This window comes from Streptomyces roseofulvus, assembly GCF_039534915.1.
GTDB lineage: Bacteria > Actinomycetota > Actinomycetes > Streptomycetales > Streptomycetaceae > Streptomyces > Streptomyces roseofulvus.
Genome location: NZ_BAAAWE010000001.1, coordinates 3894767 through 3910623, shown reverse-complemented (window position 1 = coordinate 3910623; position 15857 = coordinate 3894767). Strand labels below are relative to the sequence as shown.

At 74.1% G+C, this 15857-nt stretch carries 15 protein-coding genes; 13 read left to right on the top strand and 2 right to left on the bottom strand.

The window, feature by feature from the left end; genetic code table 11:
* Window positions 1-21 precede the first annotated feature (21 nt).
* The 13 genes from ABFY03_RS17910 (at window position 22) to ABFY03_RS17850 (ending at window position 13338) form a co-directional block, all read left to right on the top strand.
* Window positions 22-813, top strand: coding sequence for an aldose epimerase family protein (locus tag ABFY03_RS17910; protein WP_346170355.1), 792 nt, complete (start codon window positions 22-24; stop codon window positions 811-813).
* Window positions 814-838: 25 nt separating this feature from the next.
* On the top strand, window positions 839-1387 hold the full coding sequence (gene pyrE / locus ABFY03_RS17905) for an orotate phosphoribosyltransferase (RefSeq protein ID WP_031008740.1): 549 nt from the start codon (window positions 839-841) through the stop codon (window positions 1385-1387).
* Between the two features lie 235 nt (window positions 1388-1622).
* Window positions 1623-2645, top strand: a complete 1023-nt coding sequence (fbaA, locus tag ABFY03_RS17900; RefSeq protein WP_319009489.1) for a class II fructose-bisphosphate aldolase — start codon at window positions 1623-1625, stop codon at window positions 2643-2645.
* Between the two features lie 73 nt (window positions 2646-2718).
* Window positions 2719-3894, top strand: a complete 1176-nt coding sequence (locus tag ABFY03_RS17895) for a MalY/PatB family protein (protein ID WP_319009490.1) — start codon at window positions 2719-2721, stop codon at window positions 3892-3894.
* 37 nt (window positions 3895-3931) lie between these two features.
* A complete protein-coding gene (locus ABFY03_RS17890; protein ID WP_346170354.1) occupies window positions 3932-5380 on the top strand; it encodes an MFS transporter in 1449 nt (482 codons plus the stop codon).
* A gap of 41 nt (window positions 5381-5421) precedes the next feature.
* Window positions 5422-5835, top strand: coding sequence for a DUF3151 domain-containing protein (locus tag ABFY03_RS17885; protein WP_030497339.1), 414 nt, complete (start codon window positions 5422-5424; stop codon window positions 5833-5835).
* 175 nt (window positions 5836-6010) lie between these two features.
* On the top strand, window positions 6011-6814 hold the full coding sequence (locus ABFY03_RS17880; protein WP_346170353.1) for a DUF3152 domain-containing protein: 804 nt from the start codon (window positions 6011-6013) through the stop codon (window positions 6812-6814).
* Between the two features lie 133 nt (window positions 6815-6947).
* Window positions 6948-7817: a tryptophan 2,3-dioxygenase family protein gene (locus tag ABFY03_RS17875; RefSeq protein ID WP_319009493.1), complete on the top strand. Its 870-nt coding sequence runs from the start codon at window positions 6948-6950 to the stop codon at window positions 7815-7817.
* On the top strand, window positions 7810-9009 hold the full coding sequence (gene kynU, locus ABFY03_RS17870; RefSeq protein ID WP_319009494.1) for a kynureninase: 1200 nt from the start codon (window positions 7810-7812) through the stop codon (window positions 9007-9009). Before ABFY03_RS17875 ends, kynU begins: the two co-directional genes overlap by 8 nt.
* Window positions 9010-9147: 138 nt before the next feature.
* Window positions 9148-10017: an alpha/beta hydrolase family protein gene (locus ABFY03_RS17865; RefSeq protein WP_319009495.1), complete on the top strand. Its 870-nt coding sequence runs from the start codon at window positions 9148-9150 to the stop codon at window positions 10015-10017.
* Between the two features lie 145 nt (window positions 10018-10162).
* Complete coding sequence (locus ABFY03_RS17860; protein WP_346172266.1) at window positions 10163-11431, top strand: sensor histidine kinase; 1269 nt, start codon at window positions 10163-10165, stop codon at window positions 11429-11431.
* Window positions 11428-12090, top strand: a complete 663-nt coding sequence (locus ABFY03_RS17855) for a response regulator transcription factor (RefSeq protein WP_319009496.1) — start codon at window positions 11428-11430, stop codon at window positions 12088-12090. The genes ABFY03_RS17860 and ABFY03_RS17855 overlap by 4 nt, the downstream gene beginning before the upstream one ends.
* A 27-nt stretch (window positions 12091-12117) precedes the next feature.
* The gene (locus ABFY03_RS17850; RefSeq protein WP_319009497.1) at window positions 12118-13338 is read left to right on the top strand and encodes a cytochrome P450; all 1221 of its coding nucleotides are present in this window, start codon (window positions 12118-12120) and stop codon (window positions 13336-13338) included.
* Window positions 13339-13343: 5 nt separating this feature from the next.
* Here ABFY03_RS17850 and ABFY03_RS17845 read toward each other — a convergent pair whose 3' ends face one another.
* Both ABFY03_RS17845 and ABFY03_RS17840 read right to left on the bottom strand, forming a co-directional pair.
* Window positions 13344-14912: an ABC transporter permease gene (locus ABFY03_RS17845; RefSeq protein ID WP_346170352.1), complete on the bottom strand. Its 1569-nt coding sequence runs from the start codon at window positions 14910-14912 to the stop codon at window positions 13344-13346.
* Window positions 14909-15808 (bottom strand): ABC transporter ATP-binding protein, encoded by a 900-nt coding sequence (locus tag ABFY03_RS17840; RefSeq protein WP_346170351.1) that lies wholly within the window; start codon window positions 15806-15808, stop codon window positions 14909-14911. The genes ABFY03_RS17845 and ABFY03_RS17840 overlap by 4 nt, the downstream gene beginning before the upstream one ends.
* Window positions 15809-15857: the final 49 nt, after the last annotated feature.

The following is a 15857-nucleotide window of genomic DNA, read 5'->3' as shown; positions in this document are numbered from 1 at the left end:
CGCAGGACTTAGGGTCGGGGCGTGAGCAACCTGACGCGACTGACGGCGGGCGACGCCGAGCTGACCATCAACCCCGAGCACGGCGGCCGGATCGAGAGCCTGCGCATCGCCGGCACCGAGGTCCTCAAGCAGGGCGAGCGCTACGGCAGCTTCCCGATGGTGCCCTGGTGCGGCCGGACCCGTGAGGGCCGCTTCCGCGACGGCGCCACCACCCACACGCTGCCCGTCAACGCGGCCCCGCACGCCATCCACGGCACCGTGCGCGACCAGGCATGGACGGTGGCCCGGGCCTCCGCCGCGGAGGCCGTCCTCACCTGCGAGCTCGGCGACCCGTGGCCGTACAAGGGCCGGGTCACCCAGGTCCTCGAACTGGCCGAGGACCGGCTGACGCTGCGGTTCGGGGTGGAGGCGTACGACGACTCCTTCCCGGCGCAGGCCGGCTGGCACCCCTGGTTCCTGCGGAACCTCGGACAGGGCGGCGAGGACGTGGCGATCGGCTTCACGCCCGGCTGGCAGGAGGAGCGCGGCGACGACCACCTGCCCACCGGCCGACGCATCGCCCCCCTCCCCGGCCCGTGGGACGACTGCTTCGGCATGCCCGACGGCGTCGACGTCACCCTCACCTGGCCGGGCGAGCTGGAGCTGAAGGTGACCAGCGGCGCCGAGTGGGTGGTGATCTACGACGAGCCCGCGGACGCGGTCTGCGTCGAACCGCAGTCCGGCCCGCCGAACGGCCTCAACACCCACCCGCGCCTGGTCACCCCCATCGACCCGCTGGAGGTCGAGAGCGTCTGGGCCTGGCGGCGGCCGTGACCTCGGCGCCCTTAAGCTCGGAGGCATGACTGACGTACGCGCTGAACTGCTCCAGCAGATCAAGGACAAGGCCGTGGTGCACGGCAAGGTGACCCTCTCCTCGGGTCTGGAAGCCGACTACTACGTGGACCTGCGCCGGATCACGCTGGACGGGGCGGCGTCGCCGCTGGTCGGCCAGGTCATGCTCGACCTGGTCAAGGACCTCGACTTCGACGCGGTCGGCGGCCTCACCCTGGGCGCCGACCCCGTCGCCACCTCGATGCTGCACGCCTCCGCCGCGCGCGGCGAGCGCCTGGACGCCTTCGTCGTCCGCAAGGCCGCCAAGGCCCACGGCATGCAGCGTCAGGTCGAGGGCCCGGACATCAAGGGCCGCCGGGTCCTGATCGTCGAGGACACCTCCACCACCGGCGGCTCCCCGCTGACCGCCGTCGAGGCGGCCCGCGCGGCCGGCGCCGAGGTCGTCGCCGTCGCCACGATCGTGGACCGCGCCACCGGCGCCGGCGAGAAGATCAGCGGCACGGCGGGCGTCCCGTACCTCTACGCCTACGCGCTCGACGAGCTCGGTCTCGCGTAAGCGCACCGGACGAACCGCCGCGAAGTCGTGACTTAGGTCCCGGACCCCGGCCACCCCGGTTCTGACCTGCGCTTTTCCCGAAGGGCGGGGTGTTTCACGTGAAACACCCCGCCCTTCGGCATGCGCCGCCCGTGGGAGCCCGCACAAGAGTCTGGAAAGATGGCACCGACGATGACGTCGCCCCTAGGTCAGGGACTCAGCAAGCCCACACCCGCACATCACAAGGAGCGGACGAATGCCCATCGCAACCCCCGAGGTCTACGCCGAGATGCTCGACCGGGCGAAGGCTGGCAAGTTCGCCTACCCGGCCATCAACGTGACCTCGTCCCAGACCCTCCACGCGGCGCTGCGCGGGTTCGCCGAGGCCCAGAGCGACGGCATCATCCAGATCTCGACCGGTGGCGCCGAGTTCCTGGGCGGCCAGTACAGCAAGGACATGGTCACGGGCGCCGTCGCCCTGGCCGAGTTCGCCCACATCGTCGCCGCGAAGTACGACATCACGGTCGCGCTGCACACGGACCACTGCCCGAAGGACAAGCTGGACGGCTACGTCCGCCCGCTGCTCGACATCTCCGCCGAGCGCGTCAAGGCCGGTCGGAACCCGCTCTTCCAGTCGCACATGTGGGACGGCTCCGCCGAGACCCTCGCCGACAACCTGGCCATCGGCCAGGAGCTGCTCGCCAAGGCCGCCGCCGCCAAGATCATCCTCGAGGTCGAGATCACCCCGACCGGTGGCGAGGAGGACGGCGTCAGCCACGAGATCAACGACGAGCTGTACACCTCCGTCGACGACGCGATCCGCACCGCCGAGGCCCTGGGCCTGGGCGAGAAGGGCCGCTACCTGCTCGCCGCCTCCTTCGGCAACGTGCACGGCGTCTACAAGCCGGGCAACGTCGTGCTGCGCCCCGAGCTCCTCAAGGACCTCCAGGCCGGCGTCGCCGAGAAGTTCGGCAAGACCTCCCCGTTCGACTTCGTCTTCCACGGCGGCTCCGGCTCGACCGCCGAGGAGATCGCCACCGCCATCGAGAACGGCGTGGTCAAGATGAACCTCGACACCGACACCCAGTACGCCTTCACCCGTCCGGTCGTGGACCACATGTTCCGCAACTACGACGGCGTCCTGAAGGTCGACGGCGAGGTCGGCAAGAAGTCCACCTACGACCCGCGCACCTGGGGCAAGCTCGCCGAGGCGGGCATGGCCGCGCGCGTCACCGAGGCCTGCGAGGCGCTCCGCTCGGCCGGCAAGAAGCTGAAGTAACAGCCGTGACCGAAGGGCCCGGCACCCGCGCACGAGGGTGCCGGGCCCTTCGTGTCCCCAGGAGAGGGCGCTGATGTACGACTTCGACGAGATACGCGACCGGCGGGGCACCTGGTCGGTCCAGTGGGACGGGATCGCGGACCGCTTCGGCGTCCCCGGCCTGCTCCCCTTCACCATCTCCGACATGGACTTCGCCTCCCCGCCCGAGGTCCTCGACGCCCTGCGCGCCCGCGTCGACCACGGCGTCTTCGGCTACACCGACTGGCGGCTCGGCGGCGACGACGGCTTCCGGGAGGCGATCCGCCACTGGTACGCGAGCCGGTACGGCACCGCCGTCGACACCGAGGCGCTGGTGTACGCGCCGTCCGTGCTCAACCAGGTCTCCCAGCTGCTGCGCATGTGGACCCGCCCCGGCGACGGCGTCGTCACCCACACCCCCACCTACGACGGCTTCCGCAAGGCCGTCACGGGTCTCGGCCGCGAACTGCGCGGCGTCCCGGTCGGGGACACGGCGGCCCTGGAGCGGGAGCTGGCCCGGCCGGACAGCACGATGCTGCTGCTCTGCTCCCCGCACAACCCCACCGGGCGGGTGTGGACGGAGGAGGAGCTCACCGAGTTCGCGCGGCTCGCCCGCCGGTACGACGTGCCCGTCGTCAGCGACGAGATCCACGCGGACCTCACCGCCGACGGGTACCGGCACACCCCCTGGACCCGGATCGCGGAGGCCGGCGGCGACCGCCGCTGGGCGCTCGTCACCTCCGGCACCAAGGCGTTCAACTTCCCGGCGCTCTCCGGCTCGTACGGCTTCGTCGGCGACCCGGAGGAGCGGGCGGCGTTCGTCCGCCGGATGGAGACCGGCGAGGGCCTCGCCTCCCCGGCGGTCCTCTCGCTCACCGCCCACGTCGCCGCCTACCGGCACGGCGGACCGTGGCTGGACGCGCTGCGCGGCTATGTCGCCGGCACGATGGCGATGGTCGCGGACCGGCTCGCGGCGGGTCTGCCCGGCGTGGAGTGGCGGCCGCCGCAGGCCGGCTACCTCGCCTGGATCGACCTCCGGCCGCTCGGCGTCGACGAGGACCGCCTCCAGGAGGAGCTGGTCGGGACCGAGAAGGTCGCGATCATGCCGGGCGGCACCTACGGCACCCCCGGCTTCGTCCGGCTCAACGTCGGCTGCCCGCGCGCCAAGGCCGAGCGGGGCGTGGACGCCCTGGTCAGGGCGGCGGCACGGCTGCGGACCGACCGGGGCTGAGGAGGCAGGCGGCGCCGGAACGCGGGACCATGCAGGCATGAGCGCGGCCGCGACCGAGGTGCGGATGACGTCCGGGACCGGGCGGTGGATCGTCTTCACCACCGTCCTCGGCTCCGGGATGGCGCTGCTCGACTCGACCGTCGTCAACGTGGCGCTGCCGCACATCGGCGAGGACCTCGGCGCCGACCTCGCCGTCCTCCAGTGGACCGTCAACGCGTACATGCTGACGCTGGCCGGGCTCATCCTGCTCGGCGGTTCGCTCGGCGACCGGTACGGGCGGCGGCGGGTCTTCGTCGTCGGCGTCGTCTGGTTCGCCCTCGCCTCGCTGCTCTGCGGGCTCGCCCCGAACGCCGGCGTCCTCGTCGCCGCCCGCGCCCTCCAGGGCGTCGGCGGGGCGCTGCTCACGCCGGGGTCGCTGGCGCTGATCCAGGCGAGCTTCCACCCGGACGACCGGGCCCGGGCGGTCGGCCTGTGGTCCGGCTTCGGCGGGGTCGGGGCCGCGATCGGGCCGTTCGTCGGCGGCTGGCTCGTCGACGGGCCCGGCTGGCGGTGGGTCTTCCTGCTCAACGTGCCGCTCGCCGCGCTCTGCGTCCCGGTCGCGCTGCGGCACGTCCCCGAGTCCCGCGACGCCACCGCGCGCGGCCGGTTCGACGTGCTCGGGGCGGTGCTCGGCGCGGCGTCGCTCGGCCTCGTCACCTACGCGCTGATCGACGGGGTGTGGTGGCCGGGGGCGGTGGGGGTGCTGGTCGGGGCCGGGTTCGCGGTGGTGGAGCGGCGGCGGGGCGAGGCCGCGATGGTGCCGCCGTCGATCTTCCGGTCCCGGCTCTTCACCGCCGTGAACCTGGTGACGCTCTGTGTGTACGCGGCCTTCGGCGGCTTCTTCTTCCTCGCCGTGATCCAGCTCCAGGTGGTCTCCGGCTACTCCGCCCTCGCCGCCGGGACGGCCCTGCTGCCCACCACCGTCCTGATGCTGCTGCTCTCGGCCCGCTCCGGCGAGCTGGGGGAGCGGATCGGCCCGCGCATCCCGCTGACCGTCGGCCCGCTGCTGTGCGCCGCCGGGATGCTGCTGATGACCCGGGTCGGGGAGGACGCCGTGTACGTACGGGACGTGCTGCCGGCCCTCCTCGTGCTGGGGCTCGGGATGACGGCCCTGGTCGCCCCGCTGACCGCGACCGTCCTCGCCTCGGTGGACGTCTCCCGCGCCGGTCTGGCCAGCGGCGTCAACAACGCGGCGGCCCGGGCGGCCGGGCTCGTCGCGGTGGCGGCGCTGCCGCTGCTGACGGGGATGGGGCCGGAGGCGTACCGCTCGGCGGCCGAGTTCGACGCCACGTTCGACCGGGCGATGCCCATCTGCGCCGGGGTGCTGGTGGCGGGCGCGGTGCTGGCGTGGACGACCATGCGGACTCCCGAGGCGCCGGGCTGCCACCCCGAGTGCCGGACGCACTGCGGGGTGACCTCCCCGCCGCTCGACCCGGGCGCCCCCTGATCCCGGCCGCTCCGCGCGCTGGCGTGGGGCAGACTGGGGGGATGGCTATCCATGAGAACCTGCTGGGCGGGCCCGCGCCCACCCTGCTCCCCGACGAGCCCGAGCCGCGCGAGCTCCTCGCGCAGGGCACCGCCCCGGCGGACGTCGCCGCGAAGTACCCGACCTCCTCGCTGGCGTGGGCGCAGCTCGCGGACGACGCGTTCGAGGCCGGCCGCGTGGTGGAGTCGTACGCCTACGCCAGGACCGGCTACCACCGGGCGCTGGACGCGCTGCGGCGCAACGGCTGGAAGGGCCACGGCCCGGTGCCGTGGGAGCACGAGCCGAACCGCGGTTTCCTGCGGGCCCTGCACGCGCTGGCGCGGGCCGCGGGCGAGATCGGCGAGCAGGCCGAGTACGAGCGCTGCACGACCTTCCTGCGGGACTCCTCGGAGACCGCGGCCGACACCCTCGGCTGACCGTCACCCCCGGCCGGTACGATCCCCCGGACCGGCCTGAAGCAGGGGGGAAACTGTCGTGGGCAAGCGGGGAGCGCCTGACCGGCGCCGACGGAACCGACATAGCGGGAGGAGCCGCCGCGGGGGGACGCGTGTCACGCGCCGCGGCCGGCTCGTCCTGTCGACCCTGGTCCTGATGGGCGTCTCGCTCGGCGCGGGCGTGGCGCTCGCGCACTTCCAGAGCGAGGCGGAGCTGCGTGACAGCGCGGCGAAGGCCCCGGCGTCCGGGGCTCCGGCGGCGTCCGCGCCGGCGACCGCCGCCCCGACGCCGACCCGGACGGCCTCGCCCCCACCGAAGCCGAAGGCCAAGCCGAAGCCGAAGCGGACCGTGAAGCCGACGCCGACGGCGACCGCGAAGAGGCCCGCGACCGTGCCGCAGTCCGGTCGGGGCACCTTCACCACCGCCTCCGCCTCCGGAAGCGTCACCGGGGAGAGCGGGACGCTGCGCCGGTACCGGGTGCAGGTCGAGGAGGGGCTCGACCTCTCGGCCCGGGAGACCGCCGAGGAGATCGAGGCGATCCTGGCCCATCCGCGCAGCTGGGCCGCGCACGGCCGGGGCCGTTTCCAGCTGGTCGAGTCGAACGCCGACTTCGTGATCCGGATCGCCACCCCCGACACCGCGGACGCGCTCTGCGCCCGGCAGGGCCTCAACACCCACGGCGAGCTGAACTGCGAGACGACCGACGGGGTCGTGGTGAACCTCAAGCGGTGGATGCTGGGCTCGCCGACCTTCGCGGGGCCGCCGGAGGAGTACCGGCACCTGATCATCAACCACGAGGTCGGGCACGAGATCGGCATCCGGCAGCACATGGGCTGCGGCGGTCCCGGCAAGCTCGCGCCCGCGATGATGCAGCAGATCAAGGGCCTCAACGGCTGTCGCTCGAACGCTTTTCCGTATGACGAAGACGGGCTCTACATCACCGGTCCGATCGTGTCATGATGCGCGTGGGACGGCGCGCGACGCAGCACGCCTCCTGAGGGGACCGGGGCTCCCGTGGCGCCCTTCCGCCGAGCGGAGGGCCGTGCGCGGTGGAGCAGACCGCTACCCGGTAGTGCGTATCGAGGAGACAGCGATGTCACTCTTCCCGGGTTCTCCGGATCAGACCGCGGCAGACGAGGCGTCCGAGGCGACGCCGAACCTCGACTTCGCGGGCACCACACCGTACGAGGACTACGTCCAGGCGGACGTCCTCACCCACCTCCAGCACCTCCGCTCGGACGACCCCGGCGAGATGGTCTTCCTGGTCACCACCCAGGTCATGGAGCTGTGGTTCACCGTCATCGTCCACGAGTGGGAGACCGCGAGCCGCGCCCTCCGCGAGGACCGGCTGCCGGTCGCCGTCGACGCGCTGAAGCGCTCGGTGCGCGAGCTGGAGGCGCTCAACCACTCCTGGCGTCCGCTCGCCCAGCTCACCCCCGCCCAGTTCAACTCCTACCGCGGCGCCCTCGGCGAGGGCTCCGGCTTCCAGTCGGCGATGTACCGCCGCATGGAGTTCCTCCTCGGCGAGAAGTCGGCGTCCATGCTCGTCCCGCACCGGGGCGCGCCCCGCGTCCACGCCGAGCTGGAGAAGGCGCTGCACGAGCCGAGCCTGTACGACGAGGTGCTCGGCTTCCTCGCCCGGCGCGGCCTGCCGGTGCCGCCGTCCGTCCTCGGCCGCGACCTCACCCGCCGGTACGAGCCGTCGCCGCAGGTCGAGGCGGTGTGGGCGGGGCTCTACGCGGAACCCGACGCCGACGGCAACGCCGAGCTGGTCCGCCTCGGCGAGGCACTCAGCGACGTCGCCGAACTGGTCTGGCGATGGCGCAACGACCACCTGGTGGCGACCCGCCGCGCGATGGGCGCCAAGACCGGCACCGGCGGCTCCGCGGGGGTGGCCTGGCTGGAGAAGCGTGCACAGAAGAACGTGTTCCCCGAGCTCTGGACGGCCCGAAGCCATGTCTGACCTGTACGAGCGAGCCCTGGAGCTCGACGCCGCCGACCCGCTGGCCGGCCACCGCGCCAAGTTCGCCCTCGACGAGGAGACCGTCTACCTCGACGGCAACTCGCTCGGCGCGCTCCCCGCGCACGTCCCCGCCCGGATGGCCGACGTCATCGGCCGCGAGTGGGGCGAGCTGCGGATCCGCTCCTGGGACGAGTCGGGCTGGTGGACCGCCCCCGAGCGGATCGGCGACCGGATCGCCCCGCTCGTCGGCGCCGCCGCGGGCCAGATCGTCGCCGGCGACTCGACCAGCGTGAACGTCTTCAAGGCGGTCGTCGCGGCCACCCGGCTCGCGGGCGAGGGACGCGACGAGATCCTCGTGGACGCCTCGACCTTTCCCACGGACGGGTACATCGCGGAGTCCGCGGCCCGGATGACCGGTCACCGGATCGTGGGCCTCGACCCGGCCGACATCCCCGCCGCGGCGAACGAACGGACGGCGCTCGCGCTCGTCAACCACGTCGACTACCGCACCGGCCGGCTCCACGACCTGCCCGGAACCACCGCCGCCCTCCACGCGGCGGGCGCCCTCGCCGTCTGGGACGTCTGCCACAGCGCCGGCGCGCTGCCCGTCGGCCTCGACGCGCACGGCGTGGACCTGGCCGTCGGCTGCACCTACAAGTACCTCAACGGCGGCCCCGGCGCGCCGGCGTTCCTGTACGTCGCCGAGCGCCACCAGGACCGCTTCGACTCGCCGCTGCCGGGCTGGACCTCGCACGCCGAGCCCTTCGGCATGGACTCCGGCTACCGGCCCGCGGGCGGCGCCGTCCGGGGTCGCGTCGGCACCCCGGACATCCTGTCCATGCTGGCCCTGGAGGCGGCGCTCGACGTGTGGGACGGGGTCACGATCGACGCCGTCCGCGCCAAGTCCCTGGCCCTCACGGACCTGTTCCTGGAGTGCGTGCGGGCGTACGTCCCCGAGGGCCGGGTCACGCCGATCACCCCCGAGGCGCACGGCGAGCGCGGCAGCCAGGTCGGACTGGCCTGCGCGGACGCGGCCGCCGTCATGCCGGAGCTGATCCGGCGCGGCGTCGTCGGCGACCTGCGCCCCGGCCTCCTGCGGTTCGGCTTCACCCCGCTGTACGTCGGCTTCGCGGAGACCGAGAAGGCGGCCCGTGTCCTCGCCGACGTGCTCGCGGAGACGCCGGCCGCGTAGCCGCCGACTCACCGACGGTGGACGGCCGGTGACCGGTCGTCAGGTCGGATCTTCACCTGATCTGCGGGGCCCGGACCCTGATACGGTCCCCGCAGGTCAGGCCGATTCGGCCCCGTCACCGAGAGGTTGGAACACGCCATGCCGGACCCCGCCGCGCGCGAAGCCGCCGAACAGGCGTCGGCCTTCTCGCACCCGGCCGTCCCACCCGACGCCACCGCGGCGTACGGCGAACACCCGGACCAGGTCGTCGACTTCTACGCCCCCAGGACCGGCGCCGGGCGCGCCCCGCTGGTCGTCGCCCTGCACGGCGGCGCCTGGCGCGCGCCCTTCGACCGCCTGCACCTCGGCCCGTTCGCGGACTTCCTCGCCCGCCGCGGCTTCGCCGTCGCCAACGTCGAGTACCGGCGCGGCCCCGGCCTGCCGCACCAGGGCGGTGCGGCCCCGGTCGCCGGCCGCTGGCCGGAGACCTTCGCCGACGTCGCCGCCGCCCTCGACGCGCTGCCGGAGCTCGCCGCCGCCCACCTGCCGTCCGCCGACCCGCACCGGATGGTCCTCACCGGGCACTCGGCCGGCGGCCAGCTCGCCCTCTGGGCCGCCGCCCGGCACGTGCTGCCGGCCGGCTCCCCCTGGCGGCTGCCCGAGGCGCCCGCGCTGCGCGGGGTCGTCGCCCTCGCCCCGATCGCCCACTTCGAGCGCGCCCGCGAGCTGGACGTCTGCGGCGGGGCGGTCACCCAGCTGCTCGGCGGCGAGGAGGCGTACGAGGAGCGGGCCGCCGGCACCGACCCGGCGCGGCTGCTGCCCACCGGCATCGCCACCGCCGTCGTCCAGGGCCGCGAGGACTTCACCGTGCCCGCCGAGGTCGCGGACGCCTTCGTGGAGGCGGCGGCGAAGGCGGGCGAGACGGTCGGCCTGACGCTCCTGGAGGACGTCGGCCACTTCGCGCTGATCGACCCCGCGGCCGACGCCTGCGCGGTGGTCGCGGAGGAGCTGGCGCAGCTCGCGTTCTGAGCCCTCCGGGGGCGTGTAGTACTCAAGGGGGACGGCCCGGGATCCGCATCCAGCCGGACGCGGCCGTCCCCGGGCCTTCCGTACCGTGGACGGCGTGAACCCGACACAGACCCCCGACCCGGGCAGCCGCAGCCCCGAGCTCCGCATGACGCTGGACGCCCTCGGCGGTCTGCGCGACGACCTCTCCGGCGACGCCCTCTCCTACCGTCCGCTGCCCCGGCTCGCGCCGGACAGCCCCGTGCTGCGCTTCCTGCCCCGGCGGCTGCGCCCGCACGCCGTGCTGCTGCCGCACGCCGCGATCGGCTTCCTCGCCCTGGTGACCTTCCTCATGGGCTTCGACGAGATCAACGGCGCCGTCGGCCCGGTCGCCCTCGTCACCTGCGTGGTGCCGACGGCCGCCGTGGCCCTCACCCTGATCCGCCCCGCCGCGGCCTTCTGGCTGTCGATCTGCTCGACGCCCTTCGTCGCCTACCTGACCGGGTACGACGGCTGGCCCTGGGCGCCGAACTCCTTCGCCGCCCACCTCTTCGTCCTCGTGATCGTCGCCCTGCGGACCCGGCCCCGCACGGCGGCCTGGATGTGGACGGTCACCGCCGCGTACGCCACCTTCACCTCCTTCTTCCTGAGCATGGGCTCCGGATACGGCTTCAACGGCGCCGAGATGCTCTTCTTCTCCGCGCTCTTCCTGCTGGTCATCGCCGTCGTGCAGATCCGCGGCCAGGCCGCGCGGGAGGTCACCGCCCAGCGGACCGTCACCGCCGTCGAGCGGTCCAAGCGGACCCTCCTCGAAGAGCGGACCACCATCGCCCGCGAACTGCACGACGTCGTCGCCCACCACATGTCGGTGGTCGCCATCCAGGCCGAGGCCGCGCCCTACCGGGTGGAGAACCCGCCGCCGGAGCTGGAGCAGGCGTTCCGCACCATCCGGGAGAACGCCGTCGCCGCCCTCACCGAGCTGCGCCGCATCCTCGGCGTCGTCCGCGCCGAGGACTACGAGGCCCCCGACGCCCCGCAGCCGACCCTCGCCGACCTCGACGGCCTCGTCGCCAACGTCCGGGAGGCCGGGCTCGACGTGACCATGACGGTGACCGGCGCGGTGCGCGAGCTGCCGCAGGGCGTGGAGCTGTCCGCGTACCGGATCGTCCAGGAGGCCCTGTCGAACGTGCTGCGGCACGCGCCCGGCGCCCCGGCGAAGGTCGAGGTCAGCCATGTCCTCGGCGGCCTCGGCCTGCGCATCGCCAACGGGCCGGCGCGCGGCGCGGTGAAGCCCTCGCCGGGCGCGGGCCACGGCATCACGGGCATGCGGGAGCGTGTCACGATGCTCGGCGGCGAGATGACCGACGGGCCGACCGAGGACAGCGGCTACGAGGTCGCCGTCTTCGTCCCCGTCCAGCGGGAAGGGGCCGACCAGTGATCAGGGTGCTGATCGTCGACGACCAGATCATGGTCCGCGAGGGCTTCTCCGTGCTGCTCGGCGCGATGCCGGACATCGAGGTCGTCGGGGAGGCCGTCAACGGCCGGGAGGCCGTGGCGCAGGTCGCCGCGCTCCGCCCGGACGTGGTCCTCATGGACATCCGGATGCCCGAGCTGAACGGCATCGAGGCCACCCGGGAGATCGTCGCCGCGGACGCGGACGCCAAGGTGCTCGTCCTCACCACCTTCGACCTCGACGAGTACGTCTACCAGGCGCTCCGCGCCGGCGCCTCCGGCTTCCTCCTCAAGGACGCCTCGGCGCGGCAGCTCGCCGACGGCGTCCGGATCGTCGCGGCCGGGGAGGCGCTGCTCGCGCCGACCGTGACGAAGCGGCTCATCACCGAGTTCGCGAAGTCGGCCGACACCGCGCCGAAGGCGCCCGCCGTCGCCCAGATCGGCGAACTCACCGAACGCGAGACGGAGGTCCTGGTGCTGATCGCCCAGGGCCTGTCCAACCAGGAGATCGCCGGCCACCTCGTGGTCGCCGAGTCGACGATCAAGACGCACGTCAGCCGGATCCTGGTGAAGCTGGGCCTGCGCGACCGGACGCAGGCGGCGGTCTTCGCGTACGAGGCACGGCTGGTCCAGGTCGGGCGCTGACCCCTGCCCGGGCGGTAGCGTCCGGGCATGGACGCCGTCGCCGCATTCGACCCCTGGTCCCCGGAGTTCGTCGCCGACCCGTACCCCGCGTACGCCGCGCTGCGGGAGGGCGGGCGCGCCCACTGGTACGGGCCCACCCGGCAGTGGTTGGTCCCGCACCACGCGGACGTGTCGGCGCTGCTGCGGGACCGGCGCCTGGGGCGCACGTACACCCATCGCTTCACCCACGAGGAGTTCGGGCGCGCCGCCCCCGACCCGCTGCACGAGCCCTTCCACACCCTCAACGACCACGGGCTGCTCGACCTGGAGGGCGCCGACCACACCCGGATCCGGCGCCTGGTGTCGAAGGCGTTCACGCCGAGGACGGTGGAGAAGCTGGCCCCGACGGTACGGGAGCTGGCCGCCGGTCTGGTCGGCGAGCTGGTCGCGGCGGGCGGCGGCGACCTCCAGGCGGCGGTCGCCGAACCGCTGCCGGTCGCGGTGATCGCCGCGATGCTGGGCGTCCCGGAGGAGGACGAGGAGCGGGCCATGCTGCGGCCCTGGTCGGCGGCGATCTGCGGGATGTTCGAGCTGAACCCGTCGGAGGAGACGGCCCGGCGGGCGGTCCGGGCGTCGGTCGAGTTCTCGGACTATCTGCGGGAGCTGATCGCGCGGCGGCGGTCCGACCCGGGCGACGACCTGGTCTCGGCGCTGATCGGGGTGGAGGAGCTGACCGAGCAGGAGATGATCTCCACCTGCGTGCTGCTGCTGAACGCGGGGCACGAGGCGACCGTGAACACCGCGACGGGCGGGGTGTGGACGCTGCTGCGGCACGGGAGGTGGGACGCGTCCCTGGCGGCGGAGCTGTCCTCGGATCCCGGGAAGTTGTCCACAGCTGTGGACGAACTCCTGCGCTACGACACGCCGCTCCAGATGTTCGAGCGCTGGGTCCTCGACGACATCGAGATCGGCGGGACCGTCGTCCCCCGCGGCGCGGAGGTCGCGCTCCTCTTCGGCTCCGCCAACCGGGACCCGGCCCGCTTCGGCCCCACCGCGGACGCGCTCGACCTGGCCCGCGCGGACAACCCCCACGTCACCTTCGGCGCGGGCGTCCACTACTGCCTGGGCGCGCCGCTGGCCCGCCTCGAACTCACCGCGGTCCTCGGCGAGCTGCTGCGGCGGGCGCCGGGGATGCGGCTCGCCGCGGACCCCGTCCGGAGACCCGGTTACGTGATCCGCGGCTTCGAGTCGCTGCTCGTGGAGGTCTGAGCCCGTCAGACCTGGAGGTCGCGGCGGCGCAGGGCCGCCAGGCCGGCCGCGGTGAGGGCGGCCGCCAGGGCGGTGAGCAGGAGGAGCGGGGTCCAGGTCGTCTCCGGGCCCGGCAGCCTGGGCAGGTGGGCGAAGGGGGAGACGTCCAGGACGGCCTGCGGGAGGTCGAGGGCCGGACCGATCCAGCCGAGCGCCAGGCAGAGCCCGGCGGCGGCCCAGCCGGCCCCCGCCGCCCTCGGCACCGCGCCCCACAGCAGCGTCGCCACGCCCGCGAGGGTCCAGACGGCCGGCAGCTGGGCCAGCGCCGCGCCGAGGACGGACCCGTACGAGCCGCCGAAGCCGAGGGAGAGCCCGAGGCCCGCCGCGAGGAGGATCAGCGCCGCGCCGCCGAACGCGGGCACGAGGTGGCCCGCCGCCCAGCGGAGCCGGCCGAGGGAGCCCGCGAGGAGCGGTTCGGCGCGGCCGGAGGTCTCCTCGGTGTGCGCCCGCAGCACCGCGCCGACCGCGTACAGCGCGGCGAGCATCCCGAAGAGGGAGACCATCGTGGCGAGGAAGGCGTCGGTGAGGGCGGCCTGGCCGCCCATCCGCTCGAAGATCTCGCGGGCCTTCTCGTTGTCGCCGACCAGCTCCGCCGCGCCCTCGGCCATGCCGCCGAAGACGAGCCCGCCGAGCAGGAAGCCGGCGCCCCAGCCGATCAGCGCGCCGCGCTGGAGCCGGAGGGCGAGCGCCCCGGCCGTGGCGAGCCGGCCGGCGGCCGGACCGGGCCGGGTGGCGAGGAACGAGGCGCCGACGTCGCGGCGGGCGGCGAGCCCGTACGCGAGGACCGTCTGGGCGAGCACGGCGGCGGCGATCAGCAGCAGCACCCACCACCGCTCCCCGCCGAAGGCACGGACGTTCTCGGCCCAGCCGACCGGCGACAGCCAGGTGAGGACGGACGAGCCGGAGGCGTCCCCGGAGTCGCCCGCCGCGCGCAGCACGAACGCGAGGCCGAGGACGCCGCCCGCGATGCCCTTGGCGAGCCGCGCGCTCTCGGTGAGCTGCGCGGCGAGCGCGGCGACCGTCGCGAAGACCATGCCGGTGCCGCCGACGGCGAGGCCGAGCGCCAGCGCCCCGGCGAGGCCCTGGCCGGCCAGTCCGGCGACGATCACGAGCGCGGCGGCGGTGTTGAGCGTCAGCGCGGCGAGGAGCGCGGAGGTGAGCGGCGCGCGGCGGCCCACCGCGCCGGCGGAGAGCAGTTCCTGGCGGCCCGTCTCCTCCTCCTCGCGGGTGTGCCGGACCACGACGATCAGCGAGGCGACGGCCGCGAGGACGGCGGCGAAGGCACCGAAGCGCCAGGCGACGAGCCCGCCGAGGGAGTCGGAGAAGACCGGCCCGTAGAGGGAGCGCATCGAGCTGTTGGCGGTCATCGAGGCGGCGAGTTCGGCGCGCGCCGCGGCCGTGTCGTACAGCCCGCCGAGGGAGCCGGGGCCGGAGGCGACGAGGCCGCCGGTGACCAGGGCCCACAGCGGGAGGGCCAGCCGGTCGCGGCGGAGCGCGAGCCGGGTGAGGGTGCCGGTGCCGGCCAGCGCGGTCATGAGGCCACCTCGTCGTCCGCGTAGTGGCGGAGGAAGAGCTCCTCCAGGGTGGGCGGGGTGCTGGTGAGCGAGCGGACGCCGGCGGCGAGGAGCGCGGCGAGGACGGGGTCGAGCTTGTCGGTGTCGACCTGGAGGCGGACCTTGCGGCCCTCGGCGCGCAGGCCGTGGACGCCGGGGAGGCGGTCCAGGCCCTCGGCGGCGCCGGCGAGTTCGGCGCTGACGCTGGTGCGGGTGAGGTGGCGCAGGTCGGCGAGCGAACCGGACTCCACCGTGCGCCCCTTGCGGACGATGGAGACCCGGTCGCAGAGGGTCTCGACCTCGCTGAGGATGTGGCTGGAGAGCAGGACGGTACGGCCCCGGTCGCGGGCCTCGCGGACGCAGTCCTGGAAGACCTCCTCCATCAGCGGGTCGAGGCCGCTGGTGGGCTCGTCGAGGACGAGGAGTTCGGCGTCGGAGGCGAAGGCGGCGACGAGGGCGACCTTCTGCCGGTTGCCCTTGGAGTAGGTGCGGCCCTTCTTGGTGGGGTCGAGCTCGAAGCGCTCGATCAGCTCCGCCCGGCGGGCCCGGTCGAGGCCGTTGCCGCGCAGCCGCCCGTACAGGTCGATCACCTCGCCGCCGGAGAGGTTGCGCCAGAGGGTGACGTCGCCGGGCACGTACGCGAGGCGCCGGTGGAGGGCGACGGCGTCGGCCCAGGGGTCTCCGCCGAGCAGCCGGACGGTGCCGGAGTCGGCGCGCAGCAGCCCGAGGAGGACGCGGATGGTGGTGGACTTCCCGGCGCCGTTGGGGCCGAGGAAGCCGTGCACCTCGCCGGTGGCGACGGTGAGGTCGAGTCCGTCGAGGGCGTGCGTGCGGCCGAAGGACTTGTGGAGTCCGGCGACGCTGATGGCGTTCGTCATGCTTCGGAACGTACGCTCATTTCACAAACTTGTGAAGTTAAGGAAGCGT